We start from the raw sequence: 25,381 nt of genomic DNA on the forward strand, positions 1-25,381 counted from the left end.
TATAGGAATTAAAAAGAAAAAACCAGAGATATTTTTAGTAGTTGATTCTTAAATAAATAATTCATGATTGCGATTTATAGTTTTTCAAGAAAATCTGATTTGCGCTGTCTCGCTACAGGAATTTTATGATCACTGTCCATAATAACATAACCTTCATTTTTAATGAATGCTTTAATCTTGTTCAGATTAATAATGTAGGAGTTGTGAATCCTAAAAAAGTAATGCTCTGGTAAAATGGCATCAACTTCTTTTAATTTTTGGTGAGCACTATTTTTTTCTGATTCTGTAAAAATAGCGTACTGTAATTACCGTCAGACTCTATATAGATAATATCATCGACATCTAAAAAAAGTAGTTTTCCATCCGTGTTAATGGTAATCTTTTTTTATCGAATTGCGAATTAAAATTAGTGAGCATACGCTCTAACTTTTGGGAGTTAATGGTGCGTTCGCTATATTTTTTAATTTTTGAGATGCAGTTTCTTAAATCATCCGAATCTATAGGTTTTAATAAGTAATCAATAGCATCGTGTTTTAAAGCTTTTATAGCATATTCATCGTATGCGGTAGTTATGACCACGGCAAAGTTGGGATTGTTGAGTTGTTCTAAAAATTGAAAACCACCAATAGTTGGCATTTGTACATCTAAGAACAGGCAATCTGGTGTATGCGAATTTAAATACGTTAGCGCTTCATCTGGGTCAGTAAAGGAGGCCATAACTTCTATTTCTTCGCTAAAATTATTGATTTCCCAAATTAAACTTTGTACGGCTTTTGGTTCATCGTCTACGATTACTGCTTTTAACATAGGTATAAATTATTAAATCTAAATATAGCAATATATTGAGTGTTAAGGATATAAATATGTATGCAATGCATGGTTTAGTGTGTAGAATGCTAAAAATAGTTAAAGAAAAATAGTACAGCCAGATATACACTTTTTTTTACCAGTTATACATTACATCGTTGAAGTATAGTGAATTATGGTCATATTTGTGTAATGAAATTAACCAAAAATTACAGCAAATTAGGGGTTTGCTTTTTGGTTTTAATGCTATTAATTAGTAAAATTTAGGGTTTTAAAATTCTAATCTTTCATTACTGTGTTAATTTGTAATACGTAATTTTTTAATTGCTTATTATTAGTTTTAGTTAGTTATTAGGGAAAAAAGAGCGTTATGTCAACGCTCTTTTTTGTGGCTTAATTTCAGCTAAATATTTATGTCTTAACCGTCAATAAACTCGGTTGTTAACCTTCATTTTAACACGATTAAACTTACATTTTTATTTGTAATATATTTGTTTTAATCACTTAATATACAGTTATTTAGTTTCGTTTTTGGCAATCTTCTCTTTTCTTCCACTATAAACTGATTTGTTAAGAACTTGTTGACAATGTTTATAAAATTAGCTTTCATTTTTACTGACAATTGTCAATCTTTGTAGCGAGCAAAATAAAATAGATTTTTCTAGTTTTTGGATTTGAAAATCGTGAGGAAAAATCATTTTTTATAAAATTCAGCCCTTTATTTCTATAAAGGAAAAATATAAAACGTTTAACGGATTTACCCAATCAGTTTAGAATGGTTTCATACCACTCTAATGACTAGATAGGCTTTAAAATTAAAAGAAATATGGAGATTACTCAGATTATAAAAAGAGATTATGAAACAAGTCCGTTTGTTTTAAATAAAATCACAAATGCTATTGAAAAAGCAATGCTTTCTGTAGGAAATGGTAGCAAGGAAGACGCCAATACAATTTCTGTAAATGTGTTGCAAACATTATTAGAGAGAAAGGGAAGAGATCATAATTATTTACCTACTGTAGAAGAGGTACAAGATCTTGTTGAAGAAAAATTAATGACAAGCTCTTTTCCTAGTGTGGCAAAAGCTTACATATTATATAGAGACGAACAAGCGAGAAGTAGAAAAACAAATATTTTTGAAAAGCGTATCAACTTAAAACCTTACGAGTATCCTGAGCTTAATGAGTATGTAGATGCAATTAGACACTCGTACTGGATCCATTCAGAATTTAACTTTACTAGCGATATTCAAGATTTCAAAACAAGATTGACAGTTGTAGAGCAAAATGCGATTAAAAATACCATGCTTGCTATTTCGCAGATTGAAGTGGCGGTAAAATCATTTTGGGGTGAGATTTACAACAAAATGCCGAAGCCAGAAATCGGATCGGTAGGAGCAACATTTGCGGAAAGTGAAGTGCGTCATCATGATGCTTACTCGCATTTATTAGAAATATTAGGTCTTAATAACGAATTTAAAAACCTGAAGAAAAAGCCAGTAATAATGAGACGTGTTCATTATTTAGAAACCGCTTTAAAGAATGCTAAAAGTGAAGACAATAAAGAATATGCAGAGTCAATTTTATTATTCTCTCTATTTATTGAGCATGTGTCTTTATTTTCTCAGTTTTTAATCATCATGGCTTTTAACAAACACAAGAACATGCTTAAAGGTGTTTCTAATGTGGTTGAAGCAACGTCGAAAGAAGAGCAAATTCACGGTGATTTCGGAATTGATATCATCAAAATTATCAAAAATGAAAATCCAACTTGGTTTGATGCAGAGCACAACACTCTAGTAAGAGATTTATGTATAGAAGCATTTGACTCTGAGAGCAAACTTGTGGATTGGATTTTTGAAGCAGGAGAACTAGAGTTCTTACCTAAAGATGTTATTAATGAGTTTATAAAAAACAGATTTAATAATTCATTAGAAAGCATTGGCATCGAAAAAGTATTTGATGTAGATGAAAAGTTATTAGTGCAAACCGAATGGTTTGATGACGAAATTATAGGAACAAAGCACGGAGATTTCTTCGTGAAGCGTTCAATAAACTATGCAAAGAGACAAAAAAGTGTAACCGGAGACGACCTATTTTAAGACGACCTAATTTAATCCATTAACGACCCTATGAACCAAGACATCAAAGACAAAGTGATTCAAGAATCAACAACAACAGCATCTAGCCACGATGAATTAATTAAAGCTAGAAAAGAAGCTATTAAAGAAGCTAAAGCAGAACCAGAAATTAAATGGTTAACAGAACATAGTCGTCAATTTTTAGCTTCAGGTTACCTTACAGGTGATACAACTCCAGAAGAAAGAATTAGAGAAATTGCTAACAACGCAGAAAAAATATTAGGTATTGATGGTTTTGCAGATAAGTTCTATGGCTATATGGCTGAAGGATATTACTCATTAGCATCTCCAGTGTGGTCAAACTTTGGAAAAAAACGTGGCTTACCAATTAGTTGTTTTGGTTCGCATATTTCTGATGATATGGGAGATATCCTTTATACACAGTCAGAAGTTGGAATGATGTCTAAATTAGGAGGTGGTACTTCTGGTTATTTTGGAAAATTGCGTCATAGAGGTGCTCCTGTAAAAAATAACGGTGAGTCTTCTGGTGCAGTTCACATTATGCAGTTGTTCGAAAAAATGGTCGATGTTGTAAGTCAAGGGTCAGTGAGAAGAGGTCGTTTTTCTCCATACTTACCAATTGAGCATCAAGATATACACGAGTTTTTAGAAATAGGAACAGAAGGAAATCCAATTCAAGAGTTAACACATGGTGTTACTGTAGGTGATGAGTGGATGCAAGAAATGATTGATGGCGATTCAGATAAAAGAGCTATTTGGGCAAAAGTATTACAACGTAGAGGAGAGATAGGATATCCTTATATTTTCTTTAGAGACAATGCTAATAACAATGCACCGGATGCTTATAAAGATCAAAAACATGAGATCTACGCAAGTAACTTATGTTCAGAAATTATGTTGCCTACAAACGATCGTTGGTCTTTTGTTTGTGTATTATCTTCTATAAACTTATTACATTATGATAAGTGGAAAGATACCGATGCTGTTGAAACAATGGTATATTTCTTAGATGCCGTTTTAGAAGAGTTTATTACAAAATTAGAAGTGTATAGAGATTCTGAAAACCGTGACGATAGACATACATTTATGTTTATGGAAAAGGCATACACGTTTGCTAAAGAAAACAGAGCTTTAGGTTTAGGTGCTTTAGGATGGCACTCATTATTACAATCTAAAATGGTAGGTTTTGATAGTAAAGAGGCATTCGACTTAAACAGTGAAATCTTTAAAACAATTAAAGATAAATCGGTTAAAGCTTCAGAAGAATTAGCTGAGTTATTTGGTGAGCCAGAAGTATTAAAAGGATACGGAAGACGTAACACCACATTAAATGCTGTAGCACCAACAACATCTTCAGCGTTTATTTTAGGACAAGTATCTCAAGGTATTGAGCCAATTTGGTCTAACAGTTATGTAAAGGATATCGCAAAAATCAAAACAACGATTAAGAATCCTTATTTATTAGAGCTTTTAAAGGAAAAAGGAATGAACACTAATGACGTTTGGAAAAGCATCCGTGATTATGATGGTTCTGTACAACATTTAGAAGGTCTTACAGAAGAAGAGAAGAATGTGTTTAAAACCTATTCAGAAATTGATCAAATGACAATTATCTACCAGGCAGCAAACAGACAAAATCATATAGATCAATCACAATCGTTGAACATTATGGTGCATCCAGATATGCCAGTAAAAGATATTAATAAAATCTATGTTACGGCTTGGCAATTAGGTGTGAAGTCATTGTACTACCAACACAGTATGAATGCTGCACAGAAGTTTAAGCAAAAGAAAGATTGTACCAGTTGTGAAGGGTAATAAATTGCTGCGAAGGCAGTAATCTCTCATAATAAAATTTAAAACCACTCTACTGTAGGGTGGTTTTTTAAGGCGAAATTTTAAAGTGTTATTTCGAGTCTAAGGTATTGATATGTAGGTTGTTGTAATAAATTTTAATTAAAAAATGTTTTAATCCGGTTACTAAATAAATTGGCTTTGAAAACTATAAATATTAAGTTGAATTAAATTAAAAATGAAGAGTAGAAAAAAGACATAAAAAAAGGAACATGTGAAATATTCCTCTTGGTTTTTTTGAATACATAATTGGATTGGACCCCTAATATTGTATAAAATAAATTAGAAAAGAGATTAACTCATCTCGCTTTCGTTTTGCAAAGAAACGAAATTTGAATACTTCTACCAAGATAAATATTTCCAAAAATGAGTTAGTGGCTTAAACTCGTAATGTTTTCAGGCTTTATGAACTTGAATTATTTATGAACCACTTTTTGTTAATAACAGTATTGACCGTAAAAAAATAAGGTCTGTACTAAAACAAGGAAATAAAATGACAAATTTCATGATATACAGGATCTCTATCCTTAATAATAGAAAAGAAAACAAATTTTAAATTACTTCAATGGAAGTGAAGATTTATTAAATATTTGTAATGGGTATTATCATTCTCTTAAGCAAGAGAAGGTTGATTATTTTGATAACAATGGAAATAAAAGAACCTTTTCAATTACAACTAATATTGAGAAACAAGATTATGATAGAATATTAGTAACAAGTTTTGATTCAGCATACACTGGAGAGATTTTTTGATATTAGAGATGGAAATACTAATGCTTTGAATTATTCCGCTAATAAAAATGAATTACAAAGCAGGAAGATGTTTTCATTAGTACATATTCCTGAAAATTCAAAATATGGTTATGTAGTATTTGAGAATAAATCTAAACATGGAGTGAAAATAATTTATGAAAGAGAATTCCAAAAATTTCTAAACATAAATGGCTTCGATAACTTTAGAATTATTCTAGAACCAGGATTAAATTTCAACTATCTATCCAATATGATGGAGAAAGGAAAATTAAAAAAGGTGAGATTGATTAATTATAGATATTCCAAGGAGGTGCAATTATCTCTTTGGGGTAATGTTAATCTCAACGCGACAGGAGAAGAGATTAAAGAATTAAAATTCTTTAATCAAACTGAAAATGATTTATTCAAATTTGAATTATATAAATTATTCTTCTCAAGATTAGATCTTGGGGATAAAATCAAATTCATGAGTAAATACGTGGTTGATGAGATTTCGTTTGGGATTAATCATAACGATTCATCAAAGACATTTTATTTGAAAAACAAAAATAGAATGAGGGCAAATATTGATGTTTCAAATAGATTAAAGTATGTTGGTTATGAGCCTACGTATGAATCACAGAAATCTGTAGCATTAGATTTGATTCAAGAAATTCTAGGTTATGGTTTATCAAATTTTGATGAAGTTGCATAATTCTAAAAATAAAAAAGTATCTCAGAAATGAGATGCTTTTTTTATTCAATTCAGATTATAAACCTTAATCTTCAACCAAAGTATCAGTTCCTAAATACTTATCCGCTTTATTATAATACCAAGCTCTTACTTTAGGGATTTTAATACCATTTAAGAGCGTTTCTTCTGAAAGCATTATATATTCACCACTATCTGGTTTCTCTTTACCATGCTCATCTGTTTTAAAGAACTGATAGATCTCCATAGCATACGTCTTCGGGTTAAAGTAAAAATACCAAACATCACTACCTACGGCTTCATCATACGTTACTTTTAAAACCAAATACGTTTTGCCTTTAAAGGTTCTCTTTTCAACCTTGCCAAGATTAGTGCCTTCATCTTTCAACTTCATTGGCAAACCATACAAATACGAATAGTAGTTTTTGTAAAGTGTCGCTCTATCGCACGTCATGTTTTTGTCTTTAGCCTTAAGACTGTCTAAAACTTTGCCATTATAAGTCAACGTGCATTTATCCTTGTTTAAGGCATACGTGGTTGTTACGCTATCTTTTGTGGAGGTAACACTAAAATATTCTGCAGGTAAATTAATTGAAATAGAACTAGTGCGCTTTGCTGCTTTAGGCATAGTCATTACCACGGTAAACGTATCATTAAAGTGTTCCCAATTCCCATTGGGATCGTGATATTTAATAGCGTTGTCTAATAATTCTTGTGAGGATAGGTTTTGGCTTAAACCAGAAAAAGACCATAACAATAGGGCTAAGGCGAAGAAAGATTTCATAGTAGTTATTTTTTTACAAATTACAATAATATCAAACAAAAAAAAGCACCCAATGCCGAATTGTTCGGGAGGGTGCTTTTGGTATAAAATCTAAAAAGATTTATGACTTATTTTTCTTCCATCATGGCGAAGAACTTATCAATGTTTGGCATTAATATAATACGTGTTCTTCTGTTTTTAGCTCTATTAGCATTATTGTCGTTTTCAACTAAAGGCTGGTAGCTACTACGTCCTGATGCAATTAATTGATCTGGTGCTACTTTAAACTGGTTTTGTAATTTTCTAACCACAGATGTTGCACGTAAGACACTTAAATCCCAGTTGTCTGCAATTTTATCTGTATTTATGCTTCTAGCATCTGTATGCCCTTCAACCATAACATCTAAACTAGGTTCAGAATTTATAACGTCAGCTAATTTCTGTAAGATTTTGTCAGCTTTGTTTCCAACTCTGTAACTTGCTGTGTTAAATAACATATTATCAGCAATAGAAATCATAACTACAGTTTCGTTAATATCAACTACGATATCTTCATCTTCGTCAAGATCACTAGTGTTCATAGCTTTACTTAAGTTGTACTGTATCGCTATATTCATTGAATCTTTTAACGTTTTAGCACCCGCTAATTTCTCTGGACTAACGTTTTTAAGCGTTTCGCGCATTTTTTCTTTGCTTGCTCCAGAAGCTACAGTACCATCTTCAGATACCTGAAATTTTGCTTTGTTCTCAATAGTTAAGCCTTCTACATCTTCGTTTAAAGATTGTATTTTAGAATTGTATTGATTAACTCTTGCTTCAATAACGGCAAACTTATTTTCTAAATCTTCTTTTTCTACTCTTGTCTTAGTTAACTCACTTAAAGTTTCTCCTTGCTGTTGTTCTAAGGCTAAGTATTTTTTCTTAGATACACATGAACTTAATATTACAGCGGTCACTAATAGGATTGAAATTTTCTTCATTTTATAATTTTTAGTTATTATAGTTTTAAAGTTATATATACGACTAAAGGTCGTATTTGGATGTTGAACGCTTAAAATTTTTAACTTTTAGCCGGATTTATTGATATCAACCTAAGCTCTATTTTAGTCCATAAGTTTTAAAGCTAAAGTCTAAAGTGTTGAATTTGTTTGATTTGAGGTGTTGATTGACTTTCTTTCAATAAAAAAAGCTTCAAATCATATTACGACTTGAAGCTTTTAATTAAATATTTAAAATGTTGACTACTCGTCTTCAGTTGCAATTGTAGCAGGCTCAACTGAACTATCATGTGAGTTGTAATACTCTTCTAATAAATTCATCATTGCGGTAAGTAAATCTTTAGTCTCTAATAATAAACTGAAATACAATGTTGTGTTTTTAGGACTAGATTCTTCTGTACGTGTGCGTTCTACTTGCTTTTGTATTTTATCGCGCACTAAATTATAAACTTCTGTTTTCTCAGTTAATACTGCTCCAATCTGCTCGAATGAACGTGATTCAAAAGCTGCTTGAGTAGCAGAAAATAAAGCTTCCATACGAATGTCTAAATCCTTAAGCTCTTTAATCTGGCTAAACTTTAATTTCTTATGGTTATTGTTAACATGCTTATGGCTTACTTTAGAAATGTAATCTAAAGATTGCGTCATATCTTGTAAGTAACCCAATATGTTGATGTAGAAATTACTTGCAGAAAGACTAGGCTCTTCTAGATTTTTGATGAAATAGAAAATGTTATCTCTTAAATCATCAATTTCACTTGATAGCTTTTCGATTTGTTTCCTATTTTTCTTTAATAGTTTTAAGTCTTGAACTGCTAAACCATTAATAGCCGATGTGTAAATTTTGTTTCCACGCTTTACAACACTTGCAATGTTAGAAGCACTCTCGTGAATAACTCCTTGTGTAGAGCTACTTTCTGCTTTTTCTAATTGATCTTCCTCTTTTAGCATCTTAGAACTCTTACGATGCGATAAAAAGCTTCTTAATAATAGAAGTATCGCTAAAACTAATAAGCCGACCAAAGCATAGCCTTGACCATAATATAAGATATAGGCCATAATTGCTGCAGCGGCAAAAGCACTGAAAGCTGTAAAGAACCAGCCACCAATAACATTAAGTACACCAGCCACTCTGTAAACTGCACTCTCACTTCCCCAAGCTCTATCTGCTAGAGATGTTCCCATAGCCACCATAAAGGTTACATACGTTGTAGACAACGGTAATTTCATAGAGGTCGCAATAGATATTAATACACTTGCTACCATTAAATTTACTGCTGCTCTAACCAAATCAAAAGCAGGCATATCATGTGCTTTAGCGACCACTTTTGGTTTTACAAATTGTTTGTCAGCCCAATCTTTATAAGATTTTGGTAATATATGATTTAAGCTGTCTGAGATACCAATTGTTGCTCTTACAATAGTTCGTGACAGAAAATTAGGTTCAAAACGCTCTTTTACTTCATCTTGTCTAGATAAATCTACAGAGGTTTTAACTACAGATCTCGCTTTGCTAGAAAACCATAGCGTTAAGACCATTATAAGACCAGCTGCCAATAATAATATAGGCTGTGTTTTTACTGGTGCATTAAGTGCGGTCATAACATATTCGGTTGGTAACGCACCGCTTGCGGACCATGCTTCATAAGAGTTGTATGCTGCGATTGGAACACCTATAAAGTTTACCAAGTCATTTCCAGCAAAAGCAACTGCTAAGGCAAACGTGCCAATGACTATAATTACAGTATAAATGTTAGTCTTAAATAAGTGAATCGTTAAATAAGATAATAGTGTTAATACTATAAAACTAATACCTATAAGTGCTACTGGGTTAGATGATATTACTGAAGAAACTTCAGCACTCATAAAACTAGCATTTTTCACTCCTTTAATTAAGATGAAATATAAAATAGAAGTGTTGGCAACACCACTAAAAACAGCACCATACCAAGATGGTTTTTCTTGAAATTTAAATGAAAGCAATAACCTTGATACATATTGTATTAAGGCTCCAATGGTAAATGCGACGACAACGGAGAGTAATATTCCTAAGATAATCTCAATAGCTTTAGAGTTATTGATGTATACCGCTAAGTCTATTATAGATTGCTCACTGTTACTGTATATTTTAATTAATGCCACAGCTACCGAAGCACCTAAAAGCTCAAAAACAATAGATACTGTTGTAGAGGTAGGCATTCCGAGGGTGTTGAAAAAATCGAGGAGTAGAATGTCTGTGAGCATTACAGCCATAAAAATGACCATAATTTCATCGAACATAAATTCGCCAGGATTAAAGATGCCTTTACGGGCGACTTCCATCATGCCACTAGATGTTAGAGCTCCAACGGCTACACCAAGACTGGCAACTATCATTATGGTTTTAAATGATACCGCTTTAGACCCTATGGCAGAATTTAAAAAGTTAACAGCATCATTACTTACACCAACTACTAAGTCTGCTACAGCTAAAAAAGCTAAAGCAGCAAGCATATAGATATAAAGATTTTCCATTGAAAAGTATTAATAAATTGAGTGCAAAGTACCTTTATTATTTCCAAGAGAATGTTATCTAAATGTTATTATTAAACGTGAGAATGACAATAAATGATTAGAGTAATCACGCTTTTTTTCTTTTAAATATTAAAGAGAAATGATCAGAATAAATTCAGTTTTATAACTATCAAAGTTAAAGATACTAAAAGTGTACGCTTACTTAAATAGAAGTTTAGACTATGTTGGTAGAATCAAGGTGATTAATGATAAAATTGGGTGGACTAATTCAGGTTTATCCTCCTTTTTTTATAAGGTTAATCTTTATGTTTTATGTAATATCCTGAATAACAATTAGTTAACGCCTTAATGTTAACTTAATGTTATGTAAACATTGTTTAAATGTAAAATTAAGGTTATATTCGTAAAGTAGTTATTAATTAAATACCAAAATAGATATGAAAAAGATAGTAATATTATTAGTAATGTTGAGTGTAGGATTCACGTATGCTCAAAATAAAAATACTCCTAAATTAGAAAAGAAAGGTGACATTACCATTGCAACATTTTTTCATGATAATGGGGAAGTACAACAAACAGGTACTTATAATGCAGAGGGCAAGTTGCAAGGCGAATGGACAAGTTTTGATGCGGAAGGCAATAAATTAGCTGTTGCAACTTATGATGCTGGTAAAAAAGTAGGGAAGTGGTTCTTTTGGGGAGGTAACTCTTTAAAAGAAGTAGATTATAAAGATAATGCCATTGTAAGTGTTGTAGAATGGTCTAATGATAGAACATTAGTTTCTTTAGATTAAATAAAAGTTTAGTAAAATAAAAGTTAAAAGTTAAAAGAGCTGTAATACGATATTACAGCTCTTTTTGTATATAACATTTAATGTGTTCTTATAAATTCATGCTATAGCCTAAGCTAAACGTTGTGCCTGGATTTCTTGATGAAAAGTCAGCAGTAACATCTCCATAAGATTCATACTGACTTAAGCGGTCGTCGTTTAAAATGTTGTCTATTTTTAAGCTTAGTTTAGATCGGTTGTCTTTACCAAAGCTCTTAGATAGATTAAAATTTAAACTATTGAAAGATTGTGTATATACATCAGGGTTTTGACCAAAACCTACAACTTCTAACGTTTTTCCTTGAACATTATAGAAAACACCAGTTTCAAATCCTGAGTCTGCATTGTTGTAGTTAAGACCAACGTTTACTAAAAATGGTGATTGCCCTTGTAGTTCACGTGTGTCATCTATAGTTTCGCCATCTCGTGCAAATTGTTGTCTAGATTCATATTCTTGACCTGCGCCTTTAGCCATTTCAATTTCAGATTGAATAATTGACACATTGACGTTTAAACTTAAGTCTGCTAAAGATTCTGAAATAAAATTGAAGTTTTTACGACCTTCAAACTCTAAACCTAATACTTGTGCTTCTGGTGAGTTTCTTGGTGTAAATTGATTTGGTGCTACAAACGAAAATGCCACTAATTCAATAGGATCTTTGAATCTTTTGTAAAATGCACTTACAGCAAACATTTGAGCCTTCTCTCCGAAAAATTCATATCTCGCATCAAAGTTGTTAATGTATGATGGTTGTAAGTCAATATTACCTAAAAAGATAAGTCCCGTTAATAAATCTGAAATTTGTACCACAGATACTTCTTTAAAACTAGGTCTTGCAACAGTACGGAAATACGATAAACGAACATTAGATTTTTCGGTAGCTTCATAGATGAAGTTAGCAGATGGAAATAAATCCAATTCTTCAATGGTTTTTTCATTATCATACATCTCAGTACCATTATTGTTTTGTCCGGTAAATAGTGTTGTAAAATACTCTGCGCGGACACCAACGATAGATTTTAATTTATCTGTAATTTTAAATTCATTTGAAACATAAGCTGCTACTGTATTTTGTGTAGATTCATAAGAGTTTGCTGGTTCAAAGTTTCCACGTATATAAGAACCAGAATTGGTTTCAGGTGTCCAAATATTATTTGGATCTAAAATGGCATTAGGATCATAGTTAAAACTTGATGAATTGACATCTCTAAAAGCCACTTCATACTTATAGATATCGTAGTTACGTTGTTTATAACTCCCTAAAGCTCCAAATTTAAGGGCAGCTTGGTTGTCAAATAAATCATACTTTTTTGTGAAATCAATCTTTGCAGTAGCGTTAAATTCTTCTAAGTCTCTCCATAAACGTTGTGGATATCCAGCATCAGAACTAATAGTTGTGTCCTGGTTCAAAATAAAGGTGGTTAATCTCACATCTTTGTCATAAACACGGCTAATACTTGGAGACACTTTCCAGTCTATAATAAAATCATTTTCTGCAAGACTATGATGTCCGCCAATTAAAAAGTTGGTTAAAGAGCGTTGTGTATATTCTAAGTTGTCTTTATCAACGTCAATATCATTAGATATTTCTGTGTTTTGTCTAAATAACGCAGCTCTGCTTTCTCCACTTTGTATGTGTAAGACATTAAAGTTGTATTTAGCGTTATCGGTTTTATAAGACAAACCTACTAACCCACTTAATAGCACATTGTTTTCTCCTAAATCACCAATTTGTCTTCTGTCAAATCGTAAAGTATTTACACTGCGGTCTTCATTTTTTTGGTAAACCCCATTTTCAAAACCTTCATAAAAAAGAGTTTCATTTTTATAATTTATAGAGGCAATTAACCCTAAACGATTCTCTCCAACATCAAATTGGTTGCCATAATTAAAACCAAAACTGAAGCTAGGTGCGCTACTTTGGCGCTCTGCAGCTAAAGTTCTATTAAATGAACGTGTGATACCTTCTAAACTTGAGTTATCACTTGATGCAGGATTTGGAACGGAAGTTGTTGGTGAAATTGGTAAATCTCTATCTCCACTATCAAAACCTAGAAAATCTGTACTGCTACCTTCATAAGTCACATAGTTAGAGTTAAATGTCATATCAGGATTATAGCTTGTAGAAAGCGAAAAGCTCATGGCTTTTTGCGATGGAAAATCTTTAGTGATAATATCTACAACACCACCTGTAAAATCAGCAGGTAAATCTGCAGATCCTGATTTAATGACAATAATGTTTTCTAAAATGTTAGTTGGAAAAACATCCATCTGAACGGTGTTTTTGTCCGGATCAAGTCCTGGGATATCCATACCGTTTAAAATTGATTTTGTGTAACGATCTCCTAAACCTCTTACATAAACAAATTTACCTCCTTGTACAGAAACACCTGGTACACTTTTTATAGCAGAAGCAATATCACTGGCTCCGGCTTTCTTTATGCTTTCAATAGAAAGACCATCAAGTAAAACAGCAGAGTTACGTTGAAGATTTAATACGGACTCTTCCGTGTTTCTACGTGCTGAAGTTGTAATTACAACTTCACTTAGTGCAGAAGACGATGGATTTAATGTCACATTGAGTTCTAACACCTTATTAGCCTCAATTTTTACATCGGTAATAGCTTTGGTTTCATAACCAACAAATGAAAATACTAAGGTATAAGTGCCTTCATCTAATGTTAATTTATATTCACCATCAAAATCTGTAGTGGTGCCTGTAGCGGTATTTTGAATTACGACGTTAGCAAAAGGAAGTACATCGTTAAACTCGCCGTCAAAAATTTTACCTGTAACTGTTCCGGTTTGCTGTGCCGATAAGAAAGAAAAGGATAATAAGATTGCAAAAAATAGAGATAAGGATTTAATCATTTTAATATGATTTTAAAATATACAAAATGTCCGAAAGTAATTTCCGGACATTTTGAGAATTATGTTTGTTATTTTAGAATGCGTTTTGAGACGCTGCATAAGTCCATCCAAATACAGTTGTATTTGCTCCAGTTGTAGCAGCTGAAGCATTTGCTATACCAGTTGCGTTATCTGTAAATTTTGCTGCATCTGCATCAGCTTCAATAATATCAGTAAGAGCAATTCCTGTTGGTAAAACAATTTCCCAGTTAGAAAAAGCAATTCTATCATTAGAAAATTCTGTTTGAGAATCAGCACCACTAATTCTTACTGTAGATTCTGATCCGAAGTTATAAACTAAAATGTTATTTAAGTTTGCAATTAAACCATCTCTACAATCAGCTATGTAGTTAGATGTAGATGTATTACCAATTAAAGTAATATTACTAAAAGTATAACCATCTTCAGTTGCAGCAGATCCTTCAGGACCATCTAATTCTAAAGCACTCCCAGATTCGCTACCTAAGATAACAACTGCATTGTTTACAGTACCAGACCAAGCTTGGTCAGCATCTAAACCATCATCACCGTTACCCCATGTAATTAAGTTTGTAGCGTTTACAGTTCCACCGAACCACTCAAATCCATCATCTTGGTTAGATACAACTTCTATATTATCTACTGTAGTACCAGAACCAACACCACCAAAAGTAACACCGTTAATTTCATTGTCAGCTCCGATAGTAATACCACCGTGTCTTACAGAGATATATTTATAAGTACCAGAGTTATCAGTAGCAATAGAACCACCATATTGACCATAAGGCTCAGTTGCAGCAATACCTTCAATCTGTGCAGTTTCAACATCTCCACTTACTGAAATTGGTGCACGACCTAAGATGATTAATCCACCCCAAAGACCAGAATCATTGATGTCTAAGTTTGTTCCAGCAGTTTCACCATAAGTAATGTTATCTAAAACAGAAGTCATTATAATTGGGTTACTAGCAGTACCTTCAGCCATAATTTTACCACCTTGATCTACCACTAAAGCAGAAGCTAAAGATTCTAAACCTTCAGCACCTTTAATAATAGTACCAGCTTCAATTGTTAAAGTAACACCATCGTTTACAACAACTTTACCGTTTAATTGATAAATATTGTTTGATGACCATGTTTCATCTGCAGTTAAAATACCTGATTTTTGGATGAGTTCATTAGTATCTCCGCCATCATCAGTGTTATCATCATCACTACTGCAATTAAATGCAATTAAAGAAAATGTAAGTAAGAAAAGTAAATTTTTAATTGTTTTCATTTTGTTTTTATCATTAAATGTTATGCTGCAAAGAAACTCTGATTAGCTTTCTTGTAGGTTATATGAAAATTAAAGATTCGTGACTAAAAGGTTAGGTGATTGTTAGCTTAGTATTAAGTGAATTTATATTATGGAAACAATTACGTAACATTGAAATTTCTAACATCTATATAAGCTTTATGTAATCAATTGTATAGCAATTTATATATCTTGCATCTTCTAAGAATTATACTATGAACTGGGAACAATTACTCTCCTTAAAGCGCTTTGGCGATACCAATAAAAGATTAAGAAAAGAACAAGACGAAACCCGTTTAGGTTTTGAGGTTGATTATGACCGCATTATTTTCTCCTCAGAATTTAGAGGCCTTCAAGATAAAACACAAGTGGTGCCTTTGTCAAAAACCGATTTTGTACATACACGCTTAACACATAGTTTAGAAGTGAGTGTGGTAGGTCGGTCTCTTGGTCGTAAAGTTGGACAGTTATTATTAAAGAAACATCCGCAATTAGAAAATGTTCATGGTTATAAGATGAATGATTTTGGTGCCATTGTTGCTGCTGCGGCTTTAGCACACGATATTGGAAATCCACCTTTTGGACATTCTGGTGAAAAAGCGATTGGTGCTTATTTTAAAGAGGGGAGTGGTGCTGACTTTAAAAAGCACTTAACCGAAAAAGAATATCAAGATTTATGTGATTTTGAAGGTAATGCCAATGGATTTAAGATTCTTACAGAAAGTAGAGAAGGTAGAGAAGGAGGTTTAAGGTTAAGTTACGCAACTCTTGGTGCTTTTACAAAGTATCCAAAGGAATCACTGCCTAAAAAGCCAACCCACCATATTGTAGATAAAAAATATGGGTTCTTTCAAAGTGAAAAAACCATGTTCGAAACCATAGCTTCAGAATTAGGTTTAGCAAAACGAAGTAATGAGCATGCCAGCTATCAACGTCATCCTTTAGCCTTTTTAGTAGAAGCTGCTGATGATATCTGTTATACAATTATTGATTTTGAAGATGGAATCAATCTTGGTTTAATAGAAGAAGAGTACGCCCTAGAGTACTTAATTAATTTGGTTAGAGGCAGTATTAAAACAGAGAACTATCATGCCTTAAAAACCACTGAAGATCGTGTAAGTTATTTACGTGCATTAGCCATTGGTAGATTAATTGATGAAGCGGCGACACTGTTTATGACACATGAAGAAGCTATTTTAGCAGGTGAATTTGAAACCGCTTTGTTAGATGTTAGTCAGTATAAAGCACAAATAAAGGATATCATTAATATAAGTATCAAAAATGTATACCGTTCTAAAGAGGTAATCAATAAAGAAATTGCGGGTTATAAAATCTTGAATCAATTATTAGAGTCTTTTGGAAAAATGGCAGCGCATTGTTATCAAGAAAATATGTCTAACTATGATGAGTTATTACATAGTACATTACCTGAAACCGTAAAACTCAATAATAAGTCGTTGTACGAAAACCTATTAGCGGTATGTCTTTATGTATCCAAATTATCGGACACTAATGCAATGCTGTTGCATAAAAAAATCCAAGGTCAAATCTTATAAAAACGCATTTCGTCGAATAAATTTGTTTTTTAACGATATATTGTTTTAATTTACTTTATAATCAACCCATTAACCAACCTACTTATGAAAAATAATATACTCGGAGGACTTGTCATTTTTTTAGTTGTAGTAACGTGTTTACTGATGTTAGACGATATTTCAAGCGAAGGTTTAGAGCAAACAACTTATGATTCTATTCATACTGAGCAGATTGACAATACATCGGATTTAGCTATTCTTGATACTAAGGAATAAATATTTAATTTCTTTTTTAATAGATGTAACATCCAATTTTTGTAACTGCATTAATTGGTCTGTAGTGCCATGTTCAATAAATTGATCTTCAATACCTAAGATTGTGATTTTTTGAGAATAATTATGCTTGCTAGCAAATGCTAGAATCGTACTGCCAAAGCCACCAACGATAGTACCGTCTTCAATGGTAATTATCGCTTTATGTTGTTTAAATACTACATGTAATAAGCGTTCATCCAAAGGTTTTACAAATTGCATATCATAATGACTAATCGCGTCTTTTTCATCTAAAGCACTAATAGCATCTGTAATTGTTTTAGCAATAGTACCAATAGATAGTATCGCAATTTGGGTCCCTGTTTTTAGACACAGACCTTTTCCTATTTCAATAGCTTTAAATGGTTTTTTCCAATCTAATAAGTGTCCACGTCCTCTTGGATAACGAATAGCAATTGGGAAATCAATACCTAATTGAACTGTGTACATTATGTTTCTAAGTGCTATGGCATCTCTTGGTGAAAAAATCACCAGATTAGGAATACAATTAAGATAGGCTAAATCGAAAACGCCATGATGCGTTGCTCCATCTTCACCTACCAATCCAGCACGATCTAAACAAAAAATAACAGGTAAATTCTGTAATGCCACATCGTGTATGATTTGATCGTAAGCTCGTTGTAAAAAGGTGGAATAAATATTACAAAATGGAATGAGACCTTGTGTTGCCATTCCTGCAGCCAATGTTACGGCATGTTGTTCTGCAATACCAACATCAAAAGCACGATCAGGAATCGTTTCCATCATATATTTTAACGAACTACCCGTTGGCATTGCTGGAGTAATACCTACAATTTTATCGTTTTTTAAAGCCAATTCTACAATCGTCTCACCAAATACATCTTGAAATTTAGGAGGTTGCTTCAACTCAGATTTTATAGGAAGTTCTCCTGTTTTGGCATCAAATTTTCCTGGTGCGTGGTATTTTACTTGGTCTAATTCGGCTTGCTTTAAACCTTTTCCTTTGGTGGTAATAATATGTAAGAACTTCGGACCTTTTACGGTTTTTAGTCGTTTTAATTCTGAAAGTAATAAAGGTAAATCATGACCATCAATAGGACCAGAATAATTAAAGTTTAAGGCTTCAAAAATATTATCTTGCTTTTCAGTTCCTTTTTTACGTTGGTTAAGTATTGTTTTAAAGCACCAACACTTGGGTCAATACCAATGGCATTATCGTTTAAAATGACGAGTAAATTAGCATCTGTAACTCCAGCGTGGTTTAAGCCTTCAAAGGCCATTCCGCTAGCAATAGAAGCATCACCTATAACAGCAATATGGTGTTTGTCTTCACCTTTGAGTTGGGAGGCAATTGCCATTCCTAAAGCTGCAGAAATAGAGGTCGATGAATGTCCGACACCAAAAGCATCATACACACTTTCACTTCGTTTTGGAAAGCCGCTTATACCATTGAGTTGTCTGTTGGTATCAAAAATGTCTTTTCTTCCGGTTAAGATTTTATGGCCATAAGCTTGATGTCCAACATCCCAAATAAGTTGATCTTCTGGAGTGTTAAAAACATAATGCAAAGCAATAGTCAATTCTACAACACCTAAACTAGCTCCTAAATGGCCTTCTTTTGTGGCGACAATATTAATAATAAAGTGGCGTAACTCTTTAGCGAGTTGAGGTAAGTCTTCGGGCGCGAGTTGACGTAAATCTTCAGGAAGATTGATATGTTTTAAAAGCTCATTTTTCACCTCACAAAAATACGAGATTTTATTAGTCTTCGATTAAAAAGACTATTGGTATAGTGTAAATAGCGGCTACATTTTTGTTGCGTTGTTTTGCAGGTTTAAATTTTGGTAGAAGTTTAATCACTCTGATGGCTTCTTGTTCTAATTCTAAATGGGATGATTTTCTTACCTTGATATCTATTACATCTCCATTTTCATCTATTTTGAACTGAGTGAAAATTCGTTGCTTGCCTTTTAAACCAAGGTTTTTAGCAATTTCCATATTAAAATTATCGGTGATGATTTTTGAAATGTGTTCAGATAGATATTCTTTTTTTCTGATTTAGATAATGAATCTGGTGTGTTTGTAAATTCGGCAACGTTTTCAATTATATATCCAAAAACGATGTCCTCATTTGATTGCGGAGGTTCAATAAGATCAACAACATCTATCACTTCATTAACATCGCCCATGATATCAGGAATTGGAGCTTCGCGAATCTTAACCGGAGCTTTTGATATAGGACAGGTTAAAGTTTTAGTAGAATCAATGATAACTTTGGAGGCTGTAACCTCTGGGGTTTGTATTGGTTTAGCTTCAAGAGTAGAAATTACTTCAACAGCATCAATTTTCTTGGTGTTACCATTTTTATCAGAACAATTTAATAGCGACGTTCCCATGGTAATCAATAAGGCTAAAAGAAATAATTTATGAAAACTCGTTTGTTGCTGAATAATGTGTTCAGGAATATCAATGCGAATCTGTTCTAATTGTGATACTTTAAAACGCCCACAAATTTTTGCACCAGAATTTGAAACCAAATAATCTTGGATATCTTGTTGTGGCATTCTGGTAAAATCGATTACTGATTTTGAACACGATTGGCAAAAGCGTCCTTTTTCATTTGATGTCATTTCAGACCAATCTTCGTGGCATGGTTTTGGAATTGAAATGGAGTAGTGTGATTTCATTGCTATTGCCTTTGTTTTGATATATCAAATTTCTTGCCGCAATGATTTAGAATAATTTTGAAATCGTATTTTTACAACTATGATAAACCCATTTGACGATACTTACTTTATGAAAAAAGCGCTTCAGGAAGCTGAGACTGCTTATGAAAAAGGTGAGATACCAGTTGGAGCAATAATTGTAGTTGAAGATAGAGTTATTGCACGCACACATAATTTAACAGAATTATTAAATGATGTCACCGCACATGCAGAAATGCAAGCGATTACTTCTGCAGCCAATTTTTTAGGAGGCAAATATTTAAATAAATGCACGTTATACGTCACCTTAGAACCTTGTCAAATGTGTGCAGGAGCCTTGTATTGGAGCCAGATTTCTAAAATAGTTTATGGAGCTGCAGACGACCAAAGAGGTTTTAAGACGATGGGAACACAATTGCATCCTAAAACAGAAGTGGTTGCCGGAATTTTAGCTGAAGAAGCTTCTGCATTACTAAAACGCTTTTTTATTGAAAAGCGTAATTTGAATTAAGAGAATTTTAGATTTTAAATAGAGACTAATTATGAAAATACAAGCCTTAATACTATTGTCCTTGGTATTTGTTTTAAGTTGTAAAAGCAGTAAAATTGAAGAAAACAATGCTAAAATGAAGAATTCAGAACTTATTTTAATTGCTAAAGGGAATCTTCATGGTGCTGGAGAAGAAGGCATAGCTAAGCAAAACACTGTTATAGATAATCAGAGTGATTGGGAGCATTTAATGACTCAAATGAATACAACTAATAAGGTTTCAGAAAGTTTTACAGAAACTAAAATTGACTTTTCAAAATATGCTATTATCGCAGTATTCAATGATGTAAAAGGAAATGGCGGCAGTAGTATAGATTTAGAGGTTTCTACTTCTTCAGAGAATAATACGGTAGTTACTGTGACGTATGTTGCTCCTACTGGGTATGCGACTAGTGTAATGACGCAACCGTTTTATATTGCTAAGATTCCGAAAACGGATTTATCTGTTGTATTTCAATAGATTGGTAAAAGGACCTCTGTTATACATCTAAAAAATTGAACAAAAAAAAACGCTCAACCATTGGTTGAGCGTTGAAACTTGTAAGATATATACTTATAATACCTGCACGTTTGCAGCTACTAATCCTTTTCTTCCTTCCTCTTCGTCGTACTCTACGGTGTCTCCTTCGCGTAATTCTACGCCATTAAGGTTTGATACGTGTACGAAGATGTCTTTTCCTGTTTCTTCGTTGGTAATGAATCCAAATCCTTTTGAATCATTAAAAAATTTAACTGTTCCAGTCATTATAATATAAATAAAAATTAAAGCACAAAGATAAAATAAAAATCCAATGTTAAAAAAATGTTTTTAGTTTTATAGTCTTTTTCTTGCATTAAAATTTGTTCTATTATTTTTTTAAATCGCGTTGATTTTCACGCATTTTGTCTAAATTTTCTTTAGTGAGCATATAATCCTTAACGTCTTTATCTTTCCATCTGTAGTAAGAAAACAAAGGGAAAACAATAAAAAATAATCCAAGAACTCCAAAACCAACTAGTTTTTGGGAGTATTTAAGATCGAACAGTAAACCGCAAACGATACTAGTAAAGGACGCTAAAAAAGCAATAAATGTGATGATTTTTATGGGTTTCATAAAAGGAAGTTTTTTCAAAATACCTAATAATAGGTTTAAGATGTAAAGTTAATTAATTCGGTGCGATAAGCCGTTAATAGTTTCGATTTTGAAACAAAGCCGTAATATTTATTGTCTTTAATTACGGGTAGGTTCCAGGCTTTTGAATCTTGAAATTTTTTCATCACGGTATGCATGGCATCTTTTTCATATATAATATAATCTGGTGCTTGATGCATAAACGTTTCAACTGTGGTAGATTCATATAAACTTTGATCAAACATCACAGACCTGATATCATCTAACAGAATAATACCAACAAACATATCATTAGAATCCGTAACAGGAAATAAATTTCTACTCGATTTTGAAACTCCCTCTCTTAGCATTTCACCTAAACTCATTTCGGGATGTAAAGCAATAAAATCTTTTTCTATAACCGAATCTAAGGTCATTACGGTTAGAACACTTTGATCTTTATCATGCGTTAATAGGTCTCCACGTTCGGCTAATTCTTTGGTGTATATCGTGTGTTCCATATAATTCTTAGTAATCATATATGAAATAGCAACCGTAATCATTAGTGGTAAAAACAAAATATAACCTCCTGTAATTTCAGCAATTAAAAATATAGCAGTTAATGGAGCGTGAATAACTCCGGCAATCAATCCGGCCATACCAATCAAAGTGAAATTGGATTCTGATACTTGGTGACCAAATCCAATGTTGTTAATTATTTTGGCCACAACATTACCCAAAGCACTTCCCATTACCATAGTCGGTACAATAACTCCACCAACACCTCCAGCAGCAAAAGTGGTCGTCATTGCAATAGCTTTAAATATGGTAAAACCGATGAGTAACACAATAACTACCCAAATATTATCCGTGTATTTGTCAAACGGATTAGAGCCGAGTGCATGTAAATAGTTACCTTCAAATAAATCTTTGGTAAAACTTAAACCTTCACCATGAAGTGGCGGAATAAAATATAACATAATACCAATGGCGATACCACCCACTAGAAGCTTTGTAAACTTTGTTTTAAATCGATCGAAAAAGGCATAGATAGCAAAATACATCTTGGTGAAATATATGGATGCTATACCTGTTCCTAATCCTAAAAGCATATAAAAAGCCGTATCTCTTGGGTTAAATTTTTCGGTGACATTAAAGTTGAAAAGCAACTCATCTCCTAAGAAAAAATAAGACGTTAATACGGAAGATATAGAAGCAATTAATAATGGTAATAAGGATGCAAACGTAAGATCTAAACTGAAAATTTCTACAGCCAAAACAATTGCTGCAATGGGAGATTTAAACATAGATGCCACAGCTGCGGCGGTCGCACAGGCAATAAGAAGTGTCCTTGTTTTTTTATCGACATGTAAAATTCGACTTAAATTAGAGCTTAATGCAGAGCCAGAGGTTATTGCAGGTCCTAATAATCCAACAGACCCACCAAATCCAACGGTTAACGGTGCCATTATTAACGGATGATAAATAAGTTTATAAGATAAAAGTCCTTTCTGCCTCAGTAAAGAATAGAGTAGTGAAGGTATAGCGCGTTTTATATACGGAGGAATAGTCGGTGTCATTCCTTGGTTAAACATATATTTCGTCAATAGATATACTAAAAACAAACCAATGACAGGCAGTATAAAATAGAGTTGGTTTTGAGAAAATATAATGCCTTCTTCTAAGCCAGACTGAATGGCGTAAGTAATGTTTTTTAGAGTTACGGCAGCAATACCAGTTAATAAACCAACAGCAATACTTAATATATAAATAAAGTTTTTTTGCGATATATATTTGTATCGCAAAAGAAGTAATCGTCTTATGAAGTTTTTTGTTGGCATATTTTAAAAAACCTGTTAGTACTAATATTTTGCAATTCAAAACCTTAACTGTAAGGTTTCTTAACTCAGGTTAAGATGTAAAATTAATTAATTCTCTCCGGTAAGCCGTTAATAATTTTGATTTTGAAATAAATCCAATATAAGTACCATTTTTTACTACTGGCAAATTCCAAGCATTACTATCTTGAAATTTTTTCATAATTACGGTCATTTTATCTTTTTCAATATCGATGATTTCGGGTGGTTTTTGCATCACTTCTATAGCAAATACGTTGTCGTATAAAGTTTGGTCAAACATTATAGGTCTAATATCATCTAATAAAATTATGCCTTTTAAAGTATTGTCTTCTTCATCTATAACCGGAAAAATATTTCGATTAGATTTAATAACCGCTTCTTTTATGATGTCACCTAATGTCATATTTGTGGTCACATGAATAAAGTTAGTTTCTATAACTTTGTTTATGTCCATTAAAGTTAAAACAGCATGATCTTTATTGTGTGTAATTAATTCCCCTTTTCGAGCCAATTCCATGGTGTAAACAGAATACGAAACAAAGTACTTTGTTATTCCAAATGAAATTGCAGCAGTAATCATTAAAGGTATAAATAAGTCATATCCGCCTGTAAGTTCTGCAATTAAAAAGATAGCTGTCAAGGGTGCATGAAGGACTCCAGCTAATAAGCCAGCCATCCCAACAAGCGTAAAATTACTTTCAGAAACAGGTGTATTAAATAAGCCACAATTATTAATAACTTTAGCAACGCAATTCCCCATAATACTTCCCATAAAAAGCGTTGGTCCAAAAATTCCACCAACACCACCTGCTCCAAAAGTTAAAGCACTAGCAATAATTTTGAAAAATACGAGTCCAGCTAAAAGGGCAATTACGATCCATATATTAGTCAGATCTAAATTTAGAAAATTATTGACTAAAGCTTTTTCCGGATTTCCAACAATAAGATTATTAATCACATCAAAACCTTCACCGTAAAGTGGTGGAATAAAATAAATAAGGATACCAATCGCTATACCACCAACAAGAAGTTTTTTAATTGGTGAGTTTAGTTTGTCAAAAAGCTTTTGAATTCTCTCGTAAACTTCGGCAAAATAAATAGAGGTAAATGCAGCGCATACTCCTAAAAAAGCATAAAACGGTACATCAGAAATCCTAAAGTTATCTTCAATTCGAAACGGTAATAATACATCGTTTCCAGAGAAAAAATAGGACGTAATAATAGCCGAAAGTGAAGCTAGCAATAAAGGAAGCATAGAGGCGATTGTTAAATCTAAACTAAAGACTTCAATTGCAAAAATAATAGCCGCAATTGGTGCTTTAAAAATAGAAGATAAGGCTCCAGCTGCCGCGCAACAAATTAGCAAGGTTTTGGTTTTTGGTTCATTCTAAAAAGCCTTGCAATGTTGGAGCCAATTGCAGCTCCTGTTGCAACAGCAGGACCTTCTAATCCTACCGAACCTCCAAAACCTACAGTTAAAGGTGCTGTAAGAATAGAGCCGAACATTTGATAGCCTTTTATGATGCCCTTACGTTTAGAAATAGCATGTAATGTTGAAGGAATACCATGACTAACCTTTTCTCTTATGACATATTTGATAATTAAATAAACAAGCGTCAATCCAATTATAGGAAACAAAAAGTAAAACGCTTGATGGTAATATTGAACCAATTTACCTTCTAATAAAAGTTGAATATAATGCGTTAAATTTTTTAGAACGACAGCACCAATTCCAGACGTAAACCCAATTAAAATACTTAATAGATATACAAATTGCTTATGCGAGATATGCTTAGCTCGCCATATCAATAGTCTTTTAAATATAGGATGTTTTGTTTGCATAAAATTA

Annotated in this window: 18 protein-coding genes and 3 pseudogenes; 8 read left to right on the plus strand and 13 right to left on the minus strand. The window is 32.7% G+C overall.

Annotated features, from left to right (window positions below; translation table 11 throughout):
* Positions 1–74 precede the first annotated feature (74 nt).
* Positions 75–807, minus strand: a pseudogene (locus ADIWIN_RS18650) (LytR/AlgR family response regulator transcription factor).
* A gap of 826 nt (positions 808–1,633) precedes the next feature.
* Between ADIWIN_RS18650 and ADIWIN_RS18655 the strand changes: the two are divergent.
* The 3 genes from ADIWIN_RS18655 (at position 1,634) to ADIWIN_RS18665 (ending at position 6,209) form a co-directional block, all read left to right on the plus strand.
* On the plus strand, positions 1,634–2,908 hold the full coding sequence (locus ADIWIN_RS18655) for a ribonucleotide-diphosphate reductase subunit beta (protein ID WP_020898083.1): 1,275 nt from the start codon (positions 1,634–1,636) through the stop codon (positions 2,906–2,908).
* A 30-nt stretch (positions 2,909–2,938) separates the two neighbouring features.
* Entirely contained in the window at positions 2,939–4,726 is a 1,788-nt protein-coding gene (locus ADIWIN_RS18660; RefSeq protein WP_020898084.1) for a ribonucleoside-diphosphate reductase subunit alpha, read from the plus strand.
* Between the two features lie 757 nt (positions 4,727–5,483).
* Entirely contained in the window at positions 5,484–6,209 is a 726-nt protein-coding gene (locus ADIWIN_RS18665) for a hypothetical protein (protein WP_020898085.1), read from the plus strand.
* Between the two features lie 64 nt (positions 6,210–6,273).
* Here ADIWIN_RS18665 and ADIWIN_RS18670 read toward each other — a convergent pair whose 3' ends face one another.
* The 3 genes from ADIWIN_RS18670 to ADIWIN_RS18680 all read right to left on the minus strand — a co-directional run bounded on the left by ADIWIN_RS18670 (position 6,274) and on the right by ADIWIN_RS18680 (position 10,481).
* Positions 6,274–6,990 (minus strand): DUF6503 family protein, encoded by a 717-nt coding sequence (locus ADIWIN_RS18670; RefSeq protein ID WP_020898086.1) that lies wholly within the window; start codon positions 6,988–6,990, stop codon positions 6,274–6,276.
* Positions 6,991–7,097: 107 nt separating this feature from the next.
* Complete coding sequence (locus ADIWIN_RS18675) at positions 7,098–7,949, minus strand: OmpA/MotB family protein (RefSeq protein ID WP_020898087.1); 852 nt, start codon at positions 7,947–7,949, stop codon at positions 7,098–7,100.
* A gap of 261 nt (positions 7,950–8,210) precedes the next feature.
* Positions 8,211–10,481: an inorganic phosphate transporter gene (locus ADIWIN_RS18680; RefSeq protein WP_040757724.1), complete on the minus strand. Its 2,271-nt coding sequence runs from the start codon at positions 10,479–10,481 to the stop codon at positions 8,211–8,213.
* A 437-nt stretch (positions 10,482–10,918) separates the two neighbouring features.
* On the opposite strand from ADIWIN_RS18680, the gene ADIWIN_RS18685 reads away from it, so the two are divergent.
* Entirely contained in the window at positions 10,919–11,275 is a 357-nt protein-coding gene (locus tag ADIWIN_RS18685; RefSeq protein WP_020898090.1) for a toxin-antitoxin system YwqK family antitoxin, read from the plus strand.
* A gap of 88 nt (positions 11,276–11,363) precedes the next feature.
* Here ADIWIN_RS18685 and ADIWIN_RS18690 read toward each other — a convergent pair whose 3' ends face one another.
* Positions 11,364–14,183 (minus strand): TonB-dependent receptor, encoded by a 2,820-nt coding sequence (locus tag ADIWIN_RS18690; protein WP_020898091.1) that lies wholly within the window; start codon positions 14,181–14,183, stop codon positions 11,364–11,366.
* Between the two features lie 73 nt (positions 14,184–14,256).
* Positions 14,257–15,480, minus strand: coding sequence for a beta-helix domain-containing protein (locus ADIWIN_RS18695; protein ID WP_020898092.1), 1,224 nt, complete (start codon positions 15,478–15,480; stop codon positions 14,257–14,259).
* A 233-nt stretch (positions 15,481–15,713) separates the two neighbouring features.
* Here ADIWIN_RS18695 and ADIWIN_RS18700 point away from each other — a divergent pair, with 233 nt between their 5' ends.
* Together ADIWIN_RS18700 and ADIWIN_RS20645 are read left to right on the plus strand one after the other, a co-directional pair.
* Positions 15,714–17,054, plus strand: coding sequence for a deoxyguanosinetriphosphate triphosphohydrolase (locus ADIWIN_RS18700; protein ID WP_020898093.1), 1,341 nt, complete (start codon positions 15,714–15,716; stop codon positions 17,052–17,054).
* 84 nt (positions 17,055–17,138) lie between these two features.
* Complete coding sequence (locus ADIWIN_RS20645; RefSeq protein WP_020898094.1) at positions 17,139–17,309, plus strand: hypothetical protein; 171 nt, start codon at positions 17,139–17,141, stop codon at positions 17,307–17,309.
* Here the strand turns inward: ADIWIN_RS20645 and ADIWIN_RS18705 are convergent.
* The 3 genes and pseudogenes from ADIWIN_RS18705 to ADIWIN_RS19805 all read right to left on the minus strand — a co-directional run bounded on the left by ADIWIN_RS18705 (position 17,283) and on the right by ADIWIN_RS19805 (position 20,014).
* Positions 17,283–19,066 (minus strand): annotated as a pseudogene (locus ADIWIN_RS18705) (1-deoxy-D-xylulose-5-phosphate synthase). The gene ADIWIN_RS20645 and the pseudogene ADIWIN_RS18705 overlap by 27 nt on opposite strands.
* 22 nt (positions 19,067–19,088) lie before the next feature.
* The gene (locus ADIWIN_RS18710) at positions 19,089–19,325 is read right to left on the minus strand and encodes an energy transducer TonB (RefSeq protein WP_020898097.1); all 237 of its coding nucleotides are present in this window, start codon (positions 19,323–19,325) and stop codon (positions 19,089–19,091) included.
* The gene (locus ADIWIN_RS19805; protein WP_020898098.1) at positions 19,298–20,014 is read right to left on the minus strand and encodes a hypothetical protein; all 717 of its coding nucleotides are present in this window, start codon (positions 20,012–20,014) and stop codon (positions 19,298–19,300) included. The genes ADIWIN_RS18710 and ADIWIN_RS19805 overlap by 28 nt, the downstream gene beginning before the upstream one ends.
* Positions 20,015–20,093: 79 nt before the next feature.
* On the opposite strand from ADIWIN_RS19805, the gene ADIWIN_RS18715 reads away from it, so the two are divergent.
* Positions 20,094–20,543, plus strand: a complete 450-nt coding sequence (locus ADIWIN_RS18715) for a nucleoside deaminase (RefSeq protein WP_020898099.1) — start codon at positions 20,094–20,096, stop codon at positions 20,541–20,543.
* 31 nt (positions 20,544–20,574) lie between these two features.
* Positions 20,575–21,042, plus strand: a complete 468-nt coding sequence (locus tag ADIWIN_RS18720) for a hypothetical protein (protein ID WP_020898100.1) — start codon at positions 20,575–20,577, stop codon at positions 21,040–21,042.
* Between the two features lie 93 nt (positions 21,043–21,135).
* On the opposite strand, the gene ADIWIN_RS18725 is transcribed toward ADIWIN_RS18720, so the two are convergent.
* From ADIWIN_RS18725 to ADIWIN_RS18740, 4 genes and pseudogenes are all read right to left on the minus strand, one after another.
* Positions 21,136–21,327, minus strand: a complete 192-nt coding sequence (locus tag ADIWIN_RS18725; RefSeq protein WP_020898101.1) for a cold-shock protein — start codon at positions 21,325–21,327, stop codon at positions 21,136–21,138.
* A 103-nt stretch (positions 21,328–21,430) separates the two neighbouring features.
* On the minus strand, positions 21,431–21,676 hold the full coding sequence (locus ADIWIN_RS18730; protein ID WP_020898102.1) for a hypothetical protein: 246 nt from the start codon (positions 21,674–21,676) through the stop codon (positions 21,431–21,433).
* Between the two features lie 35 nt (positions 21,677–21,711).
* Entirely contained in the window at positions 21,712–23,514 is a 1,803-nt protein-coding gene (locus ADIWIN_RS18735) for a chloride channel protein (protein WP_040757725.1), read from the minus strand.
* Between the two features lie 70 nt (positions 23,515–23,584).
* A pseudogene (locus tag ADIWIN_RS18740) lies at positions 23,585–25,374 on the minus strand (chloride channel protein).
* Positions 25,375–25,381: the final 7 nt, after the last annotated feature.

The sequence above is a fragment of the Winogradskyella psychrotolerans RS-3 genome (assembly GCF_000427335.1).
GTDB classification, from domain to species: domain Bacteria; phylum Bacteroidota; class Bacteroidia; order Flavobacteriales; family Flavobacteriaceae; genus Winogradskyella; species Winogradskyella psychrotolerans.

What these genes read in the sequence shown, in the direction of transcription:
- ADIWIN_RS18660 (WP_020898084.1), top strand. Translation starts at nt 2,939, where the DNA reads ATGAACCAAGACATCAAAGACAAAGTGATTCAAGAATCAACAACAACA.
- ADIWIN_RS18720 (WP_020898100.1), top strand. Translation starts at nt 20,575, where the DNA reads ATGAAAATACAAGCCTTAATACTATTGTCCTTGGTATTTGTTTTAAGT.
- ADIWIN_RS20645 (WP_020898094.1), top strand. Translation starts at nt 17,139, where the DNA reads ATGAAAAATAATATACTCGGAGGACTTGTCATTTTTTTAGTTGTAGTA.
- ADIWIN_RS18695 (WP_020898092.1), bottom strand. Translation starts at nt 15,480, where the DNA reads ATGAAAACAATTAAAAATTTACTTTTCTTACTTACATTTTCTTTAATT.
- ADIWIN_RS19805 (WP_020898098.1), bottom strand. Translation starts at nt 20,014, where the DNA reads ATGAAATCACACTACTCCATTTCAATTCCAAAACCATGCCACGAAGAT.
- ADIWIN_RS18675 (WP_020898087.1), bottom strand. Translation starts at nt 7,949, where the DNA reads ATGAAGAAAATTTCAATCCTATTAGTGACCGCTGTAATATTAAGTTCA.
- ADIWIN_RS18685 (WP_020898090.1), top strand. Translation starts at nt 10,919, where the DNA reads ATGAAAAAGATAGTAATATTATTAGTAATGTTGAGTGTAGGATTCACG.
- ADIWIN_RS18670 (WP_020898086.1), bottom strand. Translation starts at nt 6,990, where the DNA reads ATGAAATCTTTCTTCGCCTTAGCCCTATTGTTATGGTCTTTTTCTGGT.
- ADIWIN_RS18735 (WP_040757725.1), bottom strand. Translation starts at nt 23,514, where the DNA reads ATGCCAACAAAAAACTTCATAAGACGATTACTTCTTTTGCGATACAAA.
- ADIWIN_RS18680 (WP_040757724.1), bottom strand. Translation starts at nt 10,481, where the DNA reads ATGGAAAATCTTTATATCTATATGCTTGCTGCTTTAGCTTTTTTAGCT.
- ADIWIN_RS18655 (WP_020898083.1), top strand. Translation starts at nt 1,634, where the DNA reads ATGGAGATTACTCAGATTATAAAAAGAGATTATGAAACAAGTCCGTTT.
- ADIWIN_RS18715 (WP_020898099.1), top strand. Translation starts at nt 20,094, where the DNA reads ATGATAAACCCATTTGACGATACTTACTTTATGAAAAAAGCGCTTCAG.
- ADIWIN_RS18700 (WP_020898093.1), top strand. Translation starts at nt 15,714, where the DNA reads ATGAACTGGGAACAATTACTCTCCTTAAAGCGCTTTGGCGATACCAAT.
- ADIWIN_RS18690 (WP_020898091.1), bottom strand. Translation starts at nt 14,183, where the DNA reads ATGATTAAATCCTTATCTCTATTTTTTGCAATCTTATTATCCTTTTCT.
- ADIWIN_RS18730 (WP_020898102.1), bottom strand. Translation starts at nt 21,676, where the DNA reads ATGAAACCCATAAAAATCATCACATTTATTGCTTTTTTAGCGTCCTTT.
- ADIWIN_RS18710 (WP_020898097.1), bottom strand. Translation starts at nt 19,325, where the DNA reads ATGGAAATTGCTAAAAACCTTGGTTTAAAAGGCAAGCAACGAATTTTC.
- ADIWIN_RS18725 (WP_020898101.1), bottom strand. Translation starts at nt 21,327, where the DNA reads ATGACTGGAACAGTTAAATTTTTTAATGATTCAAAAGGATTTGGATTC.